This window comes from Acinetobacter sp. YH12144 (assembly GCF_013418345.1).
GTDB classification, from domain to species: domain Bacteria; phylum Pseudomonadota; class Gammaproteobacteria; order Pseudomonadales; family Moraxellaceae; genus Acinetobacter; species Acinetobacter amyesii.
Genome location: NZ_VPCD01000013.1, coordinates 45,137 through 64,679 on the forward strand (window position 1 = coordinate 45,137; position 19,543 = coordinate 64,679).

At 42.7% G+C, this 19,543-nt stretch carries 18 protein-coding genes and 1 riboswitch; of the genes, 11 read left to right on the top strand and 7 right to left on the bottom strand.

The features are described 5' to 3' along the window. Positions 1 to 78: 78 nt before the first annotated feature. Positions 79 to 1,434, bottom strand: a complete 1,356-nt coding sequence (locus FTU79_RS10120; RefSeq protein ID WP_168378215.1) for a TolC family outer membrane protein — start codon at positions 1,432 to 1,434, stop codon at positions 79 to 81. A gap of 314 nt (positions 1,435 to 1,748) precedes the next feature. On the opposite strand from FTU79_RS10120, the gene FTU79_RS10125 reads away from it, so the two are divergent. From FTU79_RS10125 to FTU79_RS10155, 7 genes are all read left to right on the top strand, one after another. Beyond that, a complete protein-coding gene (locus tag FTU79_RS10125) occupies positions 1,749 to 2,735 on the top strand; it encodes a hypothetical protein (protein WP_180049909.1) in 987 nt (328 codons plus the stop codon). Positions 2,736 to 2,837: 102 nt separating this feature from the next. Then, positions 2,838 to 2,964: riboswitch (TPP riboswitch) on the top strand. Positions 2,965 to 3,080: 116 nt separating this feature from the next. Next, the gene (gene thiC / locus FTU79_RS10130; RefSeq protein ID WP_180039954.1) at positions 3,081 to 4,976 is read left to right on the top strand and encodes a phosphomethylpyrimidine synthase ThiC; all 1,896 of its coding nucleotides are present in this window, start codon (positions 3,081 to 3,083) and stop codon (positions 4,974 to 4,976) included. A gap of 76 nt (positions 4,977 to 5,052) precedes the next feature. After that, positions 5,053 to 5,673 (top strand): NUDIX domain-containing protein, encoded by a 621-nt coding sequence (locus tag FTU79_RS10135; RefSeq protein ID WP_180049842.1) that lies wholly within the window; start codon positions 5,053 to 5,055, stop codon positions 5,671 to 5,673. Positions 5,674 to 5,683: 10 nt separating this feature from the next. Then, positions 5,684 to 6,487 (top strand): 3',5'-cyclic-AMP phosphodiesterase, encoded by an 804-nt coding sequence (gene cpdA / locus FTU79_RS10140; protein WP_078192576.1) that lies wholly within the window; start codon positions 5,684 to 5,686, stop codon positions 6,485 to 6,487. Positions 6,488 to 6,696: 209 nt separating this feature from the next. Continuing rightward, positions 6,697 to 7,224, top strand: a complete 528-nt coding sequence (gene dksA, locus FTU79_RS10145; RefSeq protein WP_078189438.1) for an RNA polymerase-binding protein DksA — start codon at positions 6,697 to 6,699, stop codon at positions 7,222 to 7,224. A 4-nt stretch (positions 7,225 to 7,228) separates the two neighbouring features. Then, positions 7,229 to 8,146, top strand: a complete 918-nt coding sequence (gene gluQRS, locus FTU79_RS10150; protein ID WP_373685658.1) for a tRNA glutamyl-Q(34) synthetase GluQRS — start codon at positions 7,229 to 7,231, stop codon at positions 8,144 to 8,146. A gap of 85 nt (positions 8,147 to 8,231) precedes the next feature. Further along, positions 8,232 to 8,492 carry a zinc-ribbon domain-containing protein gene (locus FTU79_RS10155; protein WP_180049846.1) on the top strand — a complete coding sequence of 87 codons (261 nt, stop codon included), beginning with the start codon at positions 8,232 to 8,234 and terminating at the stop codon, positions 8,490 to 8,492. Here the strand turns inward: FTU79_RS10155 and ftsW are convergent. The 5 genes from ftsW to FTU79_RS10180 all read right to left on the bottom strand — a co-directional run bounded on the left by ftsW (position 8,481) and on the right by FTU79_RS10180 (position 13,618). Beyond that, positions 8,481 to 9,677 carry a putative lipid II flippase FtsW gene (ftsW, locus tag FTU79_RS10160; protein ID WP_180049848.1) on the bottom strand — a complete coding sequence of 399 codons (1,197 nt, stop codon included), beginning with the start codon at positions 9,675 to 9,677 and terminating at the stop codon, positions 8,481 to 8,483. The genes FTU79_RS10155 and ftsW overlap by 12 nt on opposite strands. Before the next feature lie 21 nt (positions 9,678 to 9,698). Beyond that, positions 9,699 to 11,045, bottom strand: coding sequence for a UDP-N-acetylmuramoyl-L-alanine--D-glutamate ligase (gene murD, locus FTU79_RS10165; protein WP_180049850.1), 1,347 nt, complete (start codon positions 11,043 to 11,045; stop codon positions 9,699 to 9,701). Between the two features lie 159 nt (positions 11,046 to 11,204). Then, the gene (locus FTU79_RS10170) at positions 11,205 to 11,456 is read right to left on the bottom strand and encodes a DUF6587 family protein (RefSeq protein WP_180035955.1); all 252 of its coding nucleotides are present in this window, start codon (positions 11,454 to 11,456) and stop codon (positions 11,205 to 11,207) included. Between the two features lie 36 nt (positions 11,457 to 11,492). Further along, entirely contained in the window at positions 11,493 to 13,358 is a 1,866-nt protein-coding gene (feoB, locus tag FTU79_RS10175; protein ID WP_180049853.1) for a ferrous iron transport protein B, read from the bottom strand. Beyond that, positions 13,355 to 13,618, bottom strand: coding sequence for a FeoA family protein (locus FTU79_RS10180; protein WP_180049855.1), 264 nt, complete (start codon positions 13,616 to 13,618; stop codon positions 13,355 to 13,357). The genes feoB and FTU79_RS10180 overlap by 4 nt, the downstream gene beginning before the upstream one ends. Positions 13,619 to 13,790: 172 nt before the next feature. Between FTU79_RS10180 and xerD the strand changes: the two genes are divergently transcribed. From xerD to thrC, 4 genes are all read left to right on the top strand, one after another. Then, complete coding sequence (gene xerD, locus FTU79_RS10185) at positions 13,791 to 14,708, top strand: site-specific tyrosine recombinase XerD (RefSeq protein WP_180049857.1); 918 nt, start codon at positions 13,791 to 13,793, stop codon at positions 14,706 to 14,708. A gap of 96 nt (positions 14,709 to 14,804) precedes the next feature. Further along, entirely contained in the window at positions 14,805 to 15,617 is an 813-nt protein-coding gene (locus FTU79_RS10190) for a DsbC family protein (RefSeq protein WP_180049859.1), read from the top strand. A 130-nt stretch (positions 15,618 to 15,747) separates the two neighbouring features. After that, the gene (locus tag FTU79_RS10195) at positions 15,748 to 17,052 is read left to right on the top strand and encodes a homoserine dehydrogenase (protein WP_078192857.1); all 1,305 of its coding nucleotides are present in this window, start codon (positions 15,748 to 15,750) and stop codon (positions 17,050 to 17,052) included. Positions 17,053 to 17,114: 62 nt separating this feature from the next. Continuing rightward, positions 17,115 to 18,254 (top strand): threonine synthase, encoded by a 1,140-nt coding sequence (gene thrC / locus FTU79_RS10200; protein ID WP_078189447.1) that lies wholly within the window; start codon positions 17,115 to 17,117, stop codon positions 18,252 to 18,254. Between the two features lie 124 nt (positions 18,255 to 18,378). Here thrC and FTU79_RS10205 read toward each other — a convergent pair whose 3' ends face one another. Continuing rightward, positions 18,379 to 19,428 (bottom strand): serine hydrolase, encoded by a 1,050-nt coding sequence (locus tag FTU79_RS10205; protein WP_180049911.1) that lies wholly within the window; start codon positions 19,426 to 19,428, stop codon positions 18,379 to 18,381. Positions 19,429 to 19,543 lie beyond the last annotated feature (115 nt).

Here is a 19,543-nt window from a genome sequence, read left to right on the forward strand (position 1 = left end):
GTCTCCACTACAACGTGAATCGGCAGATTTTAGTGCCATATTAAAGCATATTGATTGTGAAACTTTTATGACCATGGATTATTTCTTTAGTAGGATCGATGGCTGATTTTTCTGATCGACCAACCATGCATTCATTTCCACTAAATCAGCTTCCGTTAATTTCCCAACGGAGGCTTTAAGTTGTAGAACATGAATTAAATAATCGTACTTGGAATTTAAATAATCTTGACGGGCTGAAAAAGCATTACGCTGTGCCAGTAGCACATCAACCATAGTTTTCAGACCTTCCTGATACTGGGCTTGTGATGCTAAAGACACTTGCGCGGAAGAATCCATTGCGGCTTTACGTGCCTGTAATTTACTTTGATCCGTTTCGACTTGCATATAAGATTTTTTTACATCGGTTTGTGCTTTTCGAATCGCTGCATCCACCTGTGCTTGGCTTTTTTCAACATTGATCGCTGCTTGCTTAATGGATTTCTGTGTCCGTCCACCATTAAACACATTCCAGTTCATTTCAATCCCCACCTGATCAAATTGACCATCTTGCGACATGATGGATTGTGGACTTTGCTTGTTATACCCATAGGTCCCTACCGCTTCAATCTGAGGATATAAGGCGGCCTTTTCAACGCGTTTACCATCTTCCGCATAACGTTGTTGCATACGCGCTTGTAAAATGCCTAGGTTCTGCCCCTGAGCAAGTTCTTCCCACGCTTGTACATTGTTTGGAATCGGTTTTTCAAACTGAAAATCTTCACGTAACACCGCCAAATTTTCTCGATATGGTCCAATCAACTGTTGTAATTGTTCCTGCGCCAAAACCAATTGAACATTGGTCGCCATGCGGTTAGCCCGTGCATTTTGATATTGTGCATTGGCTTCACTGACATCACTTTTTGCCACCAAACCTTCTTTTAATTTAGCATTCATCATGCGCAGCTGTTCCGATAGCGCCTGTTCTTCTTGTAAGTTGGCAACCGTCAATGCTTGCTGACGTAGGACATTAAAATAAGCTTCAGAGACATTTAAAATATGATCTTGTTTTTGAATCCGCAGATTGATTTCACTTAAATTAATCGAGGTCTTGACTTGCTTCAGCCCTTCCCATGCATCCCAACGAAAAATGGGCTGACGGGCAGTAAGCGCAATTTGTCTTGTTGTGGTGCTGTCTGGCATGATCAGCCCGGCTTGAGCGCCGCTTTGGTTGGAATTTTGATTTTTTCGGGTCACATTTCCAGAGATTGTTACCGTCGGGAGTAAGTTCCCATTGGCAATCCCCAAATTCAATTTATCCGCTTCATATTGTAGTTTATTGGCTTGCCAATTGGGGTCTTCTTGTTTTGCGCGTTCATAAGCTTGCACAAGGTCTAGCGCACACGCCCATTGACTCGTGAAAAGCAAACAAAGACCCACCACAACTTTTTTGTTCATTTTTTTTGTAAATTCCTAATATTCAAATACCCGAGATTGAATATTCAAGCCTAAAACTAAGCAGATACTAATCATATCCTTGCAAATTTCCGTATGATTTTTATTAATTTTTTATATCAAATGCGACAAAACCGGATAATTTCAGTCGTTTTCGGACACTACTCACAACGCTATAACAAAGAACTGTACAATAGTACACATATTGCACGTGTTTCATCTATAGAATAGTCGACATTCCATCGGACAATACCACTTCTATAGCGCATCGAGTTCCAGTGTCAAAAATTTTTCAGCTGCCTGCAAAGTTTAGTGCAATGTTTTTATGTTTCAGTATGTTGAATGGATGCCAACAACAGCCTGAACCACAACCTGCACCAGAGTTTCCCAACAATAAGACTGTTCAAAAAGAAGCAGTCGATTTGTCTTTGCTATGCAAAAAACTGGAAAAAAACATGCTGGAAATTGATGATCAACGCACAACTTTCGCTTTAGAACAAATCAACCAAGATCTCAAAGTCTGCTTACCGCTATTAAAAGCGGACGAACAAAAAAAATTACTGCGCTTGTCCAATCAAATGTATCGTAACTTCTTACATGTTGAACGTACGGCTCAACAGCAAATGGCGTTCGAACAATTTGCCTTTGATATGGCTCAGCATCCCACCATTCAACAAAATCATTATGAACAGCTCACCGCCCGAGATCAGTATTTACTGAAACATAAAGGCCAAGCCTATGTGGAATTGTTCGATGCCGGTGAAGGACAATTACGCTATCGCCGCAGTCCTGAATATTTAGCCAAAATTTTTGCGCCTTATATGCAAGAATCTGAGCAAGTCTTTATTGAAAAACTGGCTGAACAAAACGCACAACCTGCCTTGCTGCAACAAAGTTTTGCCATTGAGCCGCAAGAGATTGCGACACGCGCCATTTTTTGGGAAGACTATCTCAAACAATATCCAGATAGCCCATACAAAAAAGATGCTCAACAATTGCTGTACCAATACAGCCAGTTGTTATTTATTGGTTCGGCACATAGTCCCGTTTCTAATGATTTTTCAGACCGCCTCAGTATTCAAGCCAGTTCTTTAGAAGAAATTGAACGCTTGGCTCAACTAAAAAACTCCACATTGGCAGATCAGGCGCGTTTATTTTTAAAATTATTAGATCAAAATACTGCTGCATCTAATCAGCGATCAGAAGCGCAGCTGTTGAATTTAATTGGTGTCCGCAATCCTGATCCGCATTATAAGAAAGACTGTTTTAGTGACGCCATCTGTGTAAATCAGTCCTCTACTTAGCCAATGCAAGTTCAATTGCACACGGGCCTAGCCAAAATTCTGCACTGCAAAATCGATGAAAAATAACACTGTTTTAAAACAGCCTTCATGCTAATATCCGCACAAAGCTTGACGGAGCGCAGGTAATTTCCTGCTGAGATCATCTAAATTTAGTTCGCTAAATTTAAGGATGAGTACCGTTGAACCTGATCAGGTTAATACCTGCGTAGGAATCAAGCCATCTAAAAACTTAAGCCCTTCTTATCTCTTGGTTTTACGCCTTTATTTTCAGGTGAATCCATCAGATAAACTGCCACGTTTTTGGTCGTGCTTGATTCGTTGATGTCATTCATAAGGATCATTGCAATGAACCAATTAACGAATCTCACCGCTTCAGATCGCGCTGCTCAACATGAACAAGATGCTAAAGATCTCACTCGTATTCTCCCTGCGTCAAAGAAAGTCTATATCCAAGGCTCACGTCCAGATATTCGCGTCCCAATGCGTGAAATTAGCCTTACAGATACGCCTACAGGTCTGGGTGGAGAAAAAAATCTGCCGATCATGGTTTATGACACCTCTGGTGCTTATACCGACCCCAATATTCAAATTGACCTGAATCAAGGTCTACCTAATGTCCGTGAATCTTGGATCGAGTCTCGAAATGATACGGAAATACTCGATACCTTAACTTCAAAATTTGGACAAGAGCGTCTTCGAGATATTCGTACTGCAGAGATTCGTTTTGCGCATATTTCAAAACCCCGTCGCGCTCGTCGTGGACACAATGTCTCTCAAATGCACTATGCCAAACAAGGCATCATCACCCCTGAAATGGAATACATTGCAATTCGTGAAAATCAGCGCCAGCGTGAAGGTGTTGATATGCGCCAACATGCCGGTCAAAATTTTGGCGCACGCAATTTAACTGAAATCACCCCAGAATTTGTACGTCAAGAAGTGGCTGAAGGTCGTGCCATTATCCCTGCCAACATTAACCACCCTGAATGTGAACCGATGATTATTGGTCGTAACTTCTTGGTGAAAATCAATGCCAACATTGGTAACTCAGCACTTGGTTCAAGCATCGATGAAGAAGTGGCAAAAATGACTTGGGCAACTCGTTGGGGTGCTGACACCATCATGGATTTATCGACAGGTAAAAATATCCATGAGACCCGCGAATGGATTATTCGCAACTCCCCTGTACCGATTGGCACCGTGCCGATTTACCAAGCTTTAGAAAAAGTTGATGGTGTCGCAGAGGACTTAACCTGGGAAATTTTCAAAGACACACTGATTGAACAAGCCGAGCAAGGTGTCGATTATTTTACGATTCACGCAGGCGTACTGCTTCGTTATGTTCCACTCACCGCCAACCGTTTAACAGGTATTGTGTCACGTGGCGGATCCATCATGGCGCAGTGGTGCTTAGCGCATCATGAAGAAAACTTCCTGTATACGCATTTTGATGAAATCTGCGAAATCATGAAAGCCTATGATGTGTCATTCAGTTTAGGTGATGGTTTACGTCCGGGGTGTATTCAAGATGCTAACGATGAAGCTCAATTTAGTGAATTACGCACCTTAGGTGAATTGACTCACCGGGCATGGGAACATGATGTACAAGTCATGATTGAAGGCCCAGGCCATGTCCCAATGCACATGATCAAAGAAAATATGGATCTACAACTCGAGGTTTGCAAAGAAGCACCTTTTTATACCCTTGGGCCGCTCACCACCGATATTGCCCCGGGCTATGACCACATTACCTCTGCGATTGGTGCGGCAATGATTGGTTGGTACGGCACCGCGATGCTGTGTTATGTGACCCCGAAAGAGCACCTTGGTCTACCAGATAAAAAAGACGTCAAAGATGGCATTATCACCTACAAAATTGCAGCCCATGCCGCAGACCTTGCCAAAGGTCATCCCGGTGCGCAGGCCCGTGATAATGCATTGTCGAAAGCACGCTTTGAATTCCGCTGGGAAGACCAATTTAATCTGAGCTTAGACCCTGATACAGCACGCAGCATGCATGATGAAACTATGCCGAGAGAAGCACATAAATCGGCCCATTTTTGTTCCATGTGTGGACCTAAATTTTGCTCGATGAAAATCACACAAAATGTGAGAGATTATGCAAAAAATCAGCAAGATATGCAGCTTTCTTCAGAATCTAATCCTGAAATTGAGACAGGTTTACAAAGCATGAAAGCGGCCTATCATGAACATGGTCAAAAGTTGTACCATAAAGTGTAAAGCTTAAAAAAAATCTTTTGTATTCAACAAAATCTCGGTTAGGATGAAATGGAAGATTTCATCCTAATTAGCGCTTATGAATATTATTAAACAGGCCACATATAACAAAAAAGATTACAGCATTGAAGGGCGTGAACATCTTTATAAAGGCTTTATTCAAGTTGAAAAAGTTCAGCTTCGACATCGCTTATTCCATCAAGACAGCATGATTCCAACCATTCAACGTGAATTGATTCATCGTCCTGAAGCTGCAGGTGTGCTGATCTATAGTCATCAACAACAAAAATTTGCCTTAATTGAACAATTCCGTATTGGGGCGATTGATGATGAAACTTCGCCATGGCAACTAGAGATTATTGCCGGCGTGCTCGATGGTGATGAATCTACTGAAAGCTGTATCCGCCGTGAAAGTTTGGAAGAATCAGGCTGTGAATTAGATGCGCTACAGCATTTATTTAGTTTTTATCCCTCTGCGGGTGCCTGCGCGGAATTATTCCACCTTTATAGTGCTGAAGCTGAACTGCCTGAACATGGTGGAGTCTTTGGTATGCCTGATGAAGGAGAAAATATTCAATTGCATATCTTAGATTATGCTGATATTCCTGAATTATTAACCAATGGTCGGCTAAAAAACGCACCTGTCATTATGGCCTTGCAATGGTTACAACAACAAATACATACTACAAGGAATGTCTAAGGGGAAGGACATGACTTTAAGGGATACACCACAATACGACTGGACACTGATCCAGATCTCGGACACACATTTAATGGATCAGGAAGATCTTGAATTTGTCCGCATGAATCCAGAGCAGAGTTTTCACGATGTGATTCAACAAATTCAGTTGAACCATCATCACATCGATACGCTTGTCCATACTGGCGATCTTGCACAAGTGCCGGTAGAGCGTACCTATGCGCGTTATCTCGAATATATGCAACAGCAGCCGTTTCCGTTTTATCAGATTCCAGGGAACCATGACGAAGCGTCTTGCTTCCCATTTCATCAACAGGAAGATCGTGCTCACTGCATCGCATTAGGCAATTGGTGTCTGATTTTACTGAACAGTGCGGTTAAAGGAAAAGTGGATGGTTGGGTATCACAACAGCAGTTGGAACAATTAGATCAGTTACTCACAGCACACCCACAGCAACACATCATTGTGGCATGCCACCACCACCCTTTTGCCATGCAATCGCATTGGATAGATCAGCATAAACTAAAGAACGCTGAACATCTCATAGATGTGCTTTCACGCCATGACAATGTCAAAATTGTACTATGCGGACACGTACATCAAGACTCGTCTAATCAATGGCGCAATATTCAGTTTTTATCGACGCCTTCGACCAGTGTTCAGTTCAAACCGCATAGTGAAAATTTTGCCTTAGATGAGGCTTTACCAGGGTATCGTGCACTCTATCTGAATGATAATGGTGAATTTAAAACTGAAGTTGTTCGGGTCAAATTGAAACAACCTCAAATTAATGTTGAAATTTCAGGTTATTAACTTTTCAATTTGATTTTTTTGCTTTACTTTATGCCTTCTAAAGGAAAAGTGATAGTTAGAATCCAAACATCAAAGACTATCAATAAGCAGAAAAAGTCTATATGATGACGACCCCCACAGAAGGAAACTCTGTGTTGGGTGGATAAAAAACTTGCATATCACCATATTTTTTGCGTATAGATATATGCATATGATGAGGAATGCCCTACATGGCGAATGACAACCAAAATCAAGTCTTAGACGAACAAACTGATGTAGTAGACGAAAAGTCTACCAAACGCGTGCGCAAATCAAAGCCAAAGGCGACTGAAGGTGGTTCTACTGCAAGCTTATTTGGTATTGAACCTTATCAGCCTAAAAAGAATGAAGAATACATGTCTGAAGGGCAACTTGAGCATTTCCGTCACATCTTATTGGCGTGGAAAGCTGAGTTAATGTCTGAAGTAGACCGTACTTTGAATACCATGCAAGACGAAAATACTGCGCTTCCAGATGTGAACGACCGTGCAACGCAAGAAGAAGAATTTGCGATTGAACTTCGCACACGTGACCGTGAACGTAAACTGATCCGTAAAATTGAACAATCAATTGAAGCGATTAAAAATGATGACTACGGCTTCTGTGAAACGTGTGGTATCGAAATTGGCTTACGTCGCCTAGAAGCACGTCCAACAGCAACTTTATGTATCGACTGCAAAACACTTGCAGAGATCAAAGAGAAGCAAAATAACGGTTAATTCTGTGTTGAGTAATTCCTCTCTAGCCCTCCCTTTAAAAAAGGGGGGAAAAGTTACAGAGCATTACGTGGGTCGGTTTGCGCCATCGCCAACCGGCCCTTTGCATTTTGGCTCTTTAATTACAGCAGTCGCAAGCTATTGCGATGCCCGTGCCCATCAGGGGCAATGGATCGTTCGTATCGAAGATACCGACATTCCACGTATATTTCCCGGCAGCGAAGAACATATCTTACGTTGTATTGATGCATTTCAATTCGAACCAGATACCGAGATCATTTTCCAAAAAGACCGCCTCGAAATCTATGAGCAGGTCATTACACATTTGCATGCCCAAGGCTTGGTCTATGCTTGTCAATGCACCCGAAAAATGCTCGGTTCGAATCATATCTATCAAGGTACATGTCGTAATCTTGGTCTTCCCCTTCAGGATCAGGCTATTCGAATCAAAGTCGATGCACAGAACATTTGTTTTACCGACCGCTTACAAGGGACGCATTGCTCCAATCTGCAGCAAGATTTAGGTGACTTTGTCTTAAAACGCCGTGATGGCATTATCAATTATCAACTTGCTGTCGTGGTGGATGACTACCTACAAGGGATGACCCATGTCGTACGTGGGGCTGATCTTTTGGACAATACCGAACGTCAAATTTGGCTCGGACAGATTTTGGGTTATCCACACCTTGAATACATGCACTTGCCATTGGCAATGAATAATCAGGGACAAAAACTTTCAAAACAGAATATGGCTCAAGCTCTTGATTTAAGCCAAGCGGCACCTTTATTACAACAAGCATTGCAAGCCCTACACCAACCGGCAGTCGACTTAGATACGCCACGTATTATGCTGCAACAGGCGATTGCGCAGTGGAATATTCAATATATTCCCCATGGCACAGCATTGCCTCAAATCTATCAATAAACCCAAATATTGATCTAAGCCAATCACTCGATTTTCAATTGAATTATGCTTTAATAAAGTGATCAATCGACCATTGTAGAGCCTAATGTTTTTTATTTTTGGATTTGGTCCGAAAACCAAAGTCATTGAAAAGAGCCAATTTACTTGCCCTGTCTGCCGAAGCAGAACTCAGTATGAGTTAAAACAGCAACGTAATTATTTTTCTTTATTTTTTATCCCATTGATTTCCCTTTCTAAAGCCAAGGCGAGCTTGGTCAAATGTCTCCATTGTGGAACGGAGATGCCAGCCAGTGTCCTCCACCATGCATCTCCCGATCCGCAACGAGATACCAATTTAGAAGCTTGATTCTTCTTTACTTGGGTTTACTTCTTTGGTCGTCGCATCGATCTTTAAGATCAGACTCACCATAACCGCACAGATAATCAGAGAAGACCCCCCATAACTAATAAACGGTAAGGTCAAACCCTTGGTAGGAAGCATGCCCATGTTCATGCCGGCATTCACCAAAATTTGCAGCAAGAAGATAATACTAATGCCATAAGCCAAGTAGCCTGCACGTAAGTATTGATGACGTAAAGCACGATGACCAATGCGAATACAGCAGATCAACATCACAAATGACAGCGTCAATACGGTCAAAATCCCAAAGAAGCCAAATTCTTCGCCCAAAACCGCCAACATGAAGTCAGTATGAGCCTCAGGTAAATACGACATTTTTTGAATACTATGACCCAAGCCGACACCAAACCATTCACCGCGACCAAAAGCCATTAATGCATTCGACAACTGGTAGCCTGCGCCTAATGGATCATTCCATGGATTTGAGAACGACATCAAACGTTCTAAACGGTAAGGTTCAAATAAAATCAAGAACACAAAGGCCATGATGATCGCACCAAAGGCAATTGCGAACTGAATCAACGGTGCTCCTGCGAGGAAGAATACCCCTAGCATGGTTAAGGCAATCACCACCGTCGCCCCTAAATCGGGCTCTGCCATGACCAAACCGACAGTTGCAGCCATAATCACTGCCAAACGTACCAAGCCCTTGATGTTATTGCGGACTTCTTCGGCACGCCGTACCACATAGTCTGCGGTAAATATCGCCATCATGACTTTGGCGACTTCCGAAGCCTGTAAGGTGAAACCAGCAATACGAATCCAACGTTTAGAACCATTGACCTCTGTCCCGACAGCCAATACAGCAGCCAGTAAGATAATCGTGATAATCCATAAAAAGAAGGTGTTATTAAACCAAACATTCAACGGCACTTTATAGGCGATATAGGCAGCGGCGGCGGCGGCGGCAATCGAAATCCCATGTCGTGAAATGTAATGGAAAGCATTTTCATGCATGCGTTCTGCATAGGGCATAGATGCAGATGCTACCATGATCGAACCAATACACAACAATGCCAAAACACAGAACACCAAAACATTGCGCACGTTGACCTCGGCAGGTAACCGAGGAAGCCAACGCTCTACAACTTCATTTATTCTATTTATGGTCGTCTGAGCCAACCTAGCCATACAACTTTCCTTATCGTTCTTTTAAACGAGTGCATTCACACAATCAACAAATTGGTGTCCACGCTCACTGTAGCCTTTAAACATATCAAAACTTGCGCACGCTGGAGACAATAACACCACATCATTGGCTACCGCATTTTGTTGGCACAGCTCAACCGCTTGTTTCAAACTTTCAGCATGAATCAGCGTGGTTGTCCCTTCAATCGCTTTTTCAATAATTGGACGATCTTCACCAATCAATACCGCAACTTTGGCATATTTTGAAAGTGAATCACGCAGCGCAGTAAAGTCCTGCCCTTTGCCTTGACCACCTAAAATAATCGCCACTTTACCGCCTTTGGCTTCAATCGCAGCACCTAGGCCATCAATCGCAGCTAAAGTCGCACCAATATTGGTACCTTTAGAGTCGTTATAATAACGAACACCATGCACTTCTTTGACAAATTCACAGCGGTGCTCTAAACCTTTAAAGGTTTTCAAAGTTTCCAACATGCCTGCTAGTGGCAAACCAATCGCTTCACCCAAAGCTAAACATGCCAAGGCGTTTGCCACATTATGTGTCCCTTGAATATACATGTCTGCACTTTTCAGTAAACGCTCACGACCACGTGCCAACCAAATTGTGCCATCAGTATCGCGTAAAATACCGAACTGATTCATATCTGGTGCATTTAGGCCAAAGCTTTGCATTGGGGTGACATCTGGAACCAATGGACGTGTTAATGAATCATCACGGTTATACACCACTTTTTTCACCGCTTGGAAAATACGATGCTTCGCAGTGTGATAGCCCATCATATCGCCATGACGGTCCAAATGGTCTTCACTCATGTTCAACACCACAGCCACTTCTGCTGCCAAGTTCGACGTGGTTTCTAATTGAAAACTTGAAAGCTCTAAAACATAAAGTTCAGGATCATCTTTGGTGAGATCCAAAGCTGGACGACCCAAGTTACCACCCACTGCCACTTTTTTGCCTGCATCTGCTGCCATAAGACCAAATAAAGTTGTTACGGTACTTTTCGCATTCGAACCTGTAATTGCGACAATCGGCTTATCTGTCGCACGACGTAAAATTTGAATTTCTGAAACCACAGGAATGTTGGCTGCAATGGCCGCCTGAATTTGCGGTAATTTTGGATCTAGCCCCGGGCTGATAATAATTTCTTCTGCTTGGAGTAATAAATCTTGATCCAACTGACCGAAACTGGTTTGTACATCACTTGGAATTTGATCATGACCCGGTGGAACTGCTCGTGAATCGGTGACTGCAACGCGGTAGCCATGGCTATGTAAGAAATTCACTGCGGAGACACCAGAAATCCCTAATCCGGCAACAACCTTCAATCCACCACGCTGTATTAACATTTTCGCCCCATTTTTTGGTCGGTTTTTAAATCTGACAAAATGTTAGCACTTTGCTGTTTTGAATGCTTTTTATGTTTTCACTTTCTCGCAGTTTTTTTGTGTCCGCTCGTAAAAAAACCGCCCATCTTGGGCGGTTTCTTCAAGCAATTGACGGTGAGCTTATTTCCATTTCACCGCTTGTACTTCAGCTTTTTTTGCAGATGGATTATCCGAAGCTGAACATCCACAACCGCCTGCACAGCCTGCGGCCATTTTGGGCTTTAACCATTTGGCTAAACTGTTCCAACCACGGTTTGCACAGTGCTCAGAAAAAGTTGTGAAGACTGAGTTCGATGTTTTTGGAAATACCTTCTTAAACACCACGACAGCACTCCAAATCACCAATACCGCAATAATTATTGATTCAAGCATGTCTCTCTCCTTTGTTCAGCTTTTGCCATTCACAATTCACGATCCAAAATAGCGTGTTGCAATTTGATACGTGATGAATGCCATTAGATAAGCCAAACCAAATAAATAGATAGTCATGAAACTCACCGTTTTCAAGGAGCCAGTTTCACGTTTAACTGTCGCCAGTGTCGCCAAGCAATGTGGCGCATAAATAAACCATACCAATAATGATAGACCGGTTGCCAATGACCAACCCAATGACCCATCGCTACTAATTAAATTTGCCAGACCTTGAGACATAGCATCCTCATCTGTTGCAGACAAGGCATACACCGTACCCAATGCCGCTACAACAACTTCACGTGCCGCCATCGCTGGAATTAAGGCAATACAGATCTGCCAGTTAAAACCTAATGGTGCAAAAATCGGTTGTAGCACATGCCCAAGCATACCTGCCAATGAATAATCAATATCCGGCAAAGTTGCGCCTTCTGGCGGTTGCGGGAAAGTACACAAGAACCATAACAAAATCGATAAAGCGAAAATGATGCCACCGACACGTTTCAAGAAAATCTTGGCACGGTCCAGTAAACCAATCCAAACACTTTTAATATCTGGGAAACGGTAGCTTGGAAGTTCCATCAATAAGGCATGCTGTGATTTATCTTTTTGGAAGAATTTCAGCACTGTCGCCACAATTAAGGCACTCACAATCCCTGCTGCATATAATGCAAATAACACCAAGCCTTGTAAATTAAAGACGCCCCAGACCATTTGCTGTGGAATAAATGCCGAGATCAGCAAAGCATAAACTGGTAAACGTGCCGAACAAGTCATCAATGGCGCAACTAAAATCGTTACCAGACGATCTCGAGGGTCTTGAATACTCCGGGTTGCCATGATGCCTGGTACAGCACAGGCAAAGCTCGATAGCAGAGGAATAAAAGCACGACCACTCAGTCCGGCTTTAAACATCAGCTTATCAAGTAAGAACGCTGCACGTGGTAAATAACCTGATTCTTCTAAAACCAAAATAAAGAAGAATAAAATTAAAATCTGCGGCAAGAACACTACTACACCGCCTGCACCAGCAATGATCCCATCAACCACCAAGCTGTTCAGGAGTGGATGTGAAATGTGTTCACCAACCAATTCACCGAACCAACCGAAGAAGGTTTCAATACCATCCATAAACGGCGCAGCCCATGCAAACACCGCTTGGAAAATAATAAACATCATCACCGCTAAGGTAATTAAACCAAAGACTGGATGTAGAAAAATTTTATCGAGGAAGTCTGAGCGTTTATCTTCATGATCAACAAACACCACCACGTCTTTTAAAATTTGTTCAATTTTTTCGTGGTTAGTCCCAGAAAGATTGGTATCACTTAATGACGCATCTGGTTTTCTGAAACCTTCAGCATCCAAAGCGCCCATTAAGTTTTCAATACCCGCATTACGCACAGCAACGGTTTCTACAACAGGCACACCCAAACGCTGAGACAGCTTTTGGGTATTAATTTGCATGCCACGACGGCGTGCTTCATCCATCATGTTGAGGACAAGTAAAATTGGACGACCCAAATCGATCATTTCCATGACCAAACCGAGGTGCAATTTTAAGTTTGTCGCATCAACTACACATAAAAAGACGTCTTGATGGCCTTCTTCTGCAATTTTACCTTGCACGACATCACGCGTAATGGCTTCATCAGGACTCGTCGCTTCTAAGCTATACGTCCCCGGCAAATCCAAAACTCGAACAGATTTACCCGATGGCAACGTAAATTGACCAACTTTACGCTCAACCGTTACTCCAGCATAGTTCGCAACTTTCTGACGTGTACCCGTTAAATGATTGAATAATGAAGTTTTACCACAGTTTGGATTACCAACGAGGGCAATACGTAACGCATCACTCATGCTGATGCCCCTTCCATTGCTATTTCCACTTTTTTAGCTTCTACTTTTCGCAGTGCAAAACGAGTAAACCCAACTTGAATTAAAATCGGATCACCACCAAAAATACCTTTGGTAATCACCTGTACTTTTGTTCCGGGAACAAAACCCAAAGTCTCTAAACGGCTAGCGACTAAATCAGCCGGAGCATTGTTGCCATTCTGGTTACGATGTACCTTATGAATGACTGCGCTTTGTTTCACTTTCAAATCAGATAATCGCACGCAACTAACCCTAAAAAATTTTGAACATTATACAAACAAATGAGAATAATTAACAAATCGGATTCGATTTCAATTCTCATTTAGCAATCTAGCATCGACACGACTATTTTTTTAAATTACATTGCATTAAACCATTGTGATTTCTTGGTTTAATTTCAAAAATGAGCGGCACATGTTAAATAAAAAACCACGAATCCCGACCCCAGTCCAAATTCCAGAATCACTCAGTTTTTTACACGGATATCGTGATGATTTAATAGCTCAAACCGTCAGTCCACATACACGAAATGCATATTTATCTGATTTAATTCAATGCAGTGAGTGTCATACGCATGTCATGACTGATTGGAGCAGTGACGACATTTCAGATGTCTTGCTTAGCCTGACGAAACAAGGAAAAAGCCCTCGCTCGATCGCCCGCTCACTTTCTGCACTGCGTTCATTTTTCAAGTTCTTGCGTGAACAAAAAATACGCAGCGACAATCCTGTTGCAATCCATAAAACACCCAAATTGGGTCGTGCCCTACCAAAGGATTTATCTGAAGCAGATGTTGAAGCCCTGATTAATGCCCCAGACCTCAACACCGCATTGGGTCTACGTGATCGTGCCATGCTCGAAGTGCTGTATGCCTGTGGTTTACGTGTCTCTGAGTTATTAAATTTAAGATTAGAACTGATCAATCTGAAACAAGGCTATTTACGGATTACTGGTAAAGGCAATAAAGAGCGCTTAGTTCCTTTAGGTCAAATGGCGGTGGAATGGATCGAGAAATATTTAGCTGAAGCACGTCCCGTCTTATACAAAAGCGCAACCGATGCTTTATTTCTCACTCAACTCGGTGGAATGATGAGTCGCCAAAACTTTTGGTACGCGATTAAACGCTATGCGCTCATTGCAGGTATTCAAACTGAATTATCACCACATACCTTACGCCACGCCTTTGCCACGCATTTGCTCAACCACGGTGCCGACTTACGTGTCGTGCAGATGCTGCTCGGTCACAGTGACTTGTCTACCACTCAAATTTATACCCATGTCGCGCAAGTTCGTATGCAAAAATTACATGCAGACTATCATCCGAGAGCTTAACGGCAGGAAATATCAGACCAAGAAGTTCTATCGTGGCCGATATTTTTTGCTATGCTTACTCACCTGTTTGATAAAGCTAAAAGAAAAGGGTTGTTTATGTTATTTACCCGTTCAAAATTTTTTCTCGCATCGACACTTGTTGCCAGCATGGCGTTAGTGGCTTGTTCTAATTCAAATAATGATGAAAAGAAAGACGCGACATTAACGGCAAGTACGCCTGCAACTGGTGAAGCTTCGAATTTATCTGAACGTAATGCTCAGCAGCGTTTAATTGATACTTTGCAATCCAATCTGCAAAAAGCCAATATCAATGCCAAAGTCACTGGGGTGAAAGCGACTGAAGTTCCTAATTTGTTTTGGGTCAGCTTTGAAGGCATGCCTGCGGTCTATGCTACAGCTGATGGTAAATACATTTTCCAAGGCGACGTGGTTCGTTTAGGTGAAAAACAACTCTTTAATGTAGGCGATACCCTACAAGCAGAAGCCAACAAAAAATTATTTGATCAATTAAAAACTGAAGACTTACTAATCTATAAAGCCAAAGGTAAAACCAAACACGTGGTTTATGTATTTACCGATGTCAGCTGTCCTTATTGCCACAAATTACATGAACAAATGGATGATATTAATGCCCGCGGCATTGAAGTCCGTTATATCGCTTGGCCACGTGGTGAACAACACATGCCAATGATGGAAAATATCTGGTGTAGCAAAGACCGTCGTGCCGCATTTGATAAAGCTATTGCCGGTGAGCAAATCGAGCCTGCATCATGTAAAAACCCAGTGCGCAGCATGTATGAAATGGGTCTAAATATTGGTGTGAATGGTACGCCAGCGATCTATAACGCAGAAGGTAAACACATCGGTGCGTACATGTCGGCTTCCGAACTTGAAAGTGCGCTTAAATAACTAATTTTTATAGGCTAAATGAATGTTTTTTATGGGTGGGAATAAAGTGATTTCTACCCTAGAGTCCGAACGTTTTTTTAGCTATGATCTAAACTCACTTAAAGCAATGATGAAATAAATGGAGTGTGACGTGAAACCAGTTCGTCTGGCAATCCTCGGTCTTGGTACTGTGGGTGGTGGTGCCCTTAAACTACTAAAAGAAAATGCTGCTGAGATTAAACGTCGCACCGGTCGTGAAATTGAAATTACCCATGTGGGTACGCGTCGCCCTCGTCCTGATTTAGAACTACCTGCTTCAGTGAAGCAAAGTGCTGATTTATTAGATATCGTCCGTCAACCCGATGTAGACGTTGTGGTTGAAGTTATGGGCGGCATTCACCCTGCGTATGAAGTAATTCGTGAAGCAATCGTTCATGGCAAACAAGTGGTTACAGCCAACAAAGCTTTATTAGCTGAACACGGCAATGAATTATTTAAATTGGCCGATGATCATCACGTTCAGATTGCTTATGAAGCAGCTGTCGCAGGCGGTATCCCAATTATTAAAGTCCTCCGTGAAGGTTTGGCAGCCAATAAAATTGACTGGCTTGCAGGTATCATTAACGGTACTGGTAACTTTATCCTGACTGAAATGCGTGAAAAAGGTCGTGCCTTTGCAGACGTTCTCAAAGAAGCGCAAGAACTCGGTTATGCCGAAGCAGATCCAACTTTCGACGTCGAAGGAATCGATGCAGCGCACAAGTTAACATTGCTGGCTTCTATTGCTTTTGGTATCCCACTCCAGTTTGACAAAGTCTTCACTGAAGGCATCAGCAAAGTTACTGCGCAAGATGTCAAATATGCAGAAGACCTTGGTTTCCGTATTAAACATTTAGGTATTGCACGTCGTGCTGCAACGGGTATTGAGCTTCGTGTTCATCCAACGCTGATCCCTGAAGACCAACTGATTGCCAATGTAAATGGCGTTAAAAATGCTGTATTGGTTCAAGCAAATGCCGTTGGTCCAACGCTTTACTATGGCGCAGGCGCAGGTGCAGGCCCGACAGCATCAGCCGTGGTTGCTGACGTTGTTGATATTGTCCGTGACATCTCATATACCGAAGATGGCGCAGGTACAATTCCGCAGCTTGCTTTTGAAGCACTGACCGATTTACCAATTCTTCCGCGTGAAGAAATGACCACTGGATACTACATCCGTATTAATGCCGAAGATCAAACAGGCGTTCTTGCTGATGTCACTACGATTTTAAGCCGTGCAGGAATTAGCATCGATGCGATCATGCAACAGCCGCGCTTAAAAGACCTTATTCCTATCGTGATTCTGACTGATCCAGTCAAAGAATCTAAAATGGATGAAGCCCTTCAACAAATTCAAGCATTGCCTGTCATTCATGGCGAAATTGTACGAATTCGTTTAGAATCGCTTGATAATTAATCGGGTCGAGGGGAATATTTCAGTTCCTCTCGCCAAGCTCTACACACAATTGGAACATCATCATGTCTAATGCCAATCGTTATACTGGTTTAGTTGACCGCTATCGCGACCGTTTACCCGTATCTGCAACTACTCGCGCAATTTCTTTGGGCGAAGGTAATACGCCACTGATTAAGCTTGAGAATATTCCACGCATTATTGGCAAAAATGTTGAAATTTATGTGAAGTACGAGGGCTTAAACCCGACTGGTTCATTTAAAGACCGTGGTATGACCATGGCCGTAACAAAAGCAGTGGAAGCAGGCTCAAAAGCGATTATCTGTGCCTCTACAGGTAACACATCTGCTGCCGCAGCGGCTTATGCTGCACGTGCGGGTATTAAAGCATTCGTGTTAATCCCAGAAGGCAAAATTGCCATGGGTAAAATGGCACAAGCGATGATGTATGGCGCGGTAACGATGCAAATCCACGGTAACTTCGATGACGGTATGCGTCTTGTAAAAGAAGTTGCGGATCAAGCACCAGTTACGATTGTAAACTCAATCAACCCATACCGTCTGCAAGGTCAAAAAACCATTGCTTACGAAATCGTTGACGAATTAGGTCGTGCACCAGACTACCACTGCCTACCTGTAGGTAATGCGGGTAACATCACAGCACATTGGATGGGTTATACCGAAGCTGTGGCGAATCAGCCTAAAGAAGAATTTGTACAAGTAGTTTATGATCCTGAAACTGATCAATTCACAGGTCCAAAACCTGCGGGTCTACCAACAATGGTGGGTTACCAAGCTGCTGGCGCGGCACCATTCCTACGCGGCGCACCTGTAGAAAACCCTGAAACTGTAGCAACTGCGATCCGTATTGGTAATCCACAAAGCTGGAACCATGCTAAAGCCGTAGTCCGCGACTCAGAAGGTTGGTTTGACGAACTGCAAGATGCTGAAATCTTAGAAGCACAGCGTCTACTATCTATGTACGAAGGTGTATTCGTAGAACCTGCTTCTGCAGCGTCTATCGGTGGCGCGATTCGTGACATCAAAGCAGGTAAAATTGCTGAAGGTTCTGTGATCGTATGTACTGTAACAGGTAACGGTTTAAAAGATCCTGACACTGCCATCAAGCAATGCCAAGATGCCGTGATGTTATCGATTGATGCAACTATGGATCAAGTTCGTGATTCAATTCTGTCAAATATGTAATTCATATTCTGACTGAATAAAAAAGCCCTGCTCATGCAGGGCTTTTTTATATCTTGCATTCACTTCAGCATTTAAACGTTGAGTAAATCTAAATACTGAAAGAATGAAAAATCTGAAATCTTGTTTAAATACGTTTTGGTAACTGGCTCGCCCAGTTCATTAAACGCGTCGCATCATTGGTTCGTGCCACTGAAGAATCCGCACCCAATAACACCACCACCGCTGGACGGTTATTCAGTGTGGTATGCATCACAACACAGCGCCCTGCTTCATTAATAAATCCAGTTTTTGAAATATTAATATTCCAACCACCATTACGCACTAAAGCATTGGTATTGTTTGATTTCAACACGCGGTAGCCCAAATTAAAGTCATAACTTGGTGTGGTTGAAAATTGGCGAATCAAACCATACTGCGAAGCGGTATTCACCAAAATCCCCAAATCACGTGCCGAAGCGACATTGCCTGGGTGCAAGCCAGTCGATTCCATATAATGAGTCGAGTTCATCCCTAATGAGCGTGCTTTCGCATTCATCGCTGAAATAAACGCAGAACGGCCACCTGGATAAGTACGTGCTAATGCCGAAGCCGCTGGATTTTCAGACTTCATTAAAGCAAACAGCAAAGCTTCTGCGCGGTTCATACTGTCGCCAGCACGAAGTGTTGAACTTGAGCTTTTACAACCTGAACATGAGAAATCAGACTGTTGTAAGGTAATCTTTTCAGACATGTTTAATCGGGCATCTGAAATCACTACTGCTGTCATGAGTTTGGTAATTGATGCAATCGGTAAAGCGGTATTGCTATTTTTGCTATATAGCACTTCACCAGTTTGACCATCCATAACCAGTGCTGCACGCGCATTTACAGAAGGCTGACCTGCGTATTGATTGGTATCAATAATACGGACCGTTTTCGATGGTGCTGTCTGTACCACACCGCCTGTACTACGTACAGAAGTAGTCACTTTAGTTGACCCTTGAGGAGATGACTCTTCAGCGCTATAAGACACGTCACCGTTGAGTAACTGGTTTGCATCTTCAGATGACCAGCTAATATTTGACTGCTGATTTGCAGCACTATTCATCACAATTTCAGCAGAACTGAAACTGCTCATACTGAATAAAATTGACATGCCCAAAACGTGCATGAAGGATTTATTTAATTTTTTCACCATTGCTCACTCAACTCAGGATACTAAACATTTGCGCAAGACCAACAATATGCCGTACATTGGTCACAACTACGAACATTTTTTGCTCACACATTGTGTATGAAGTTTTTCATTT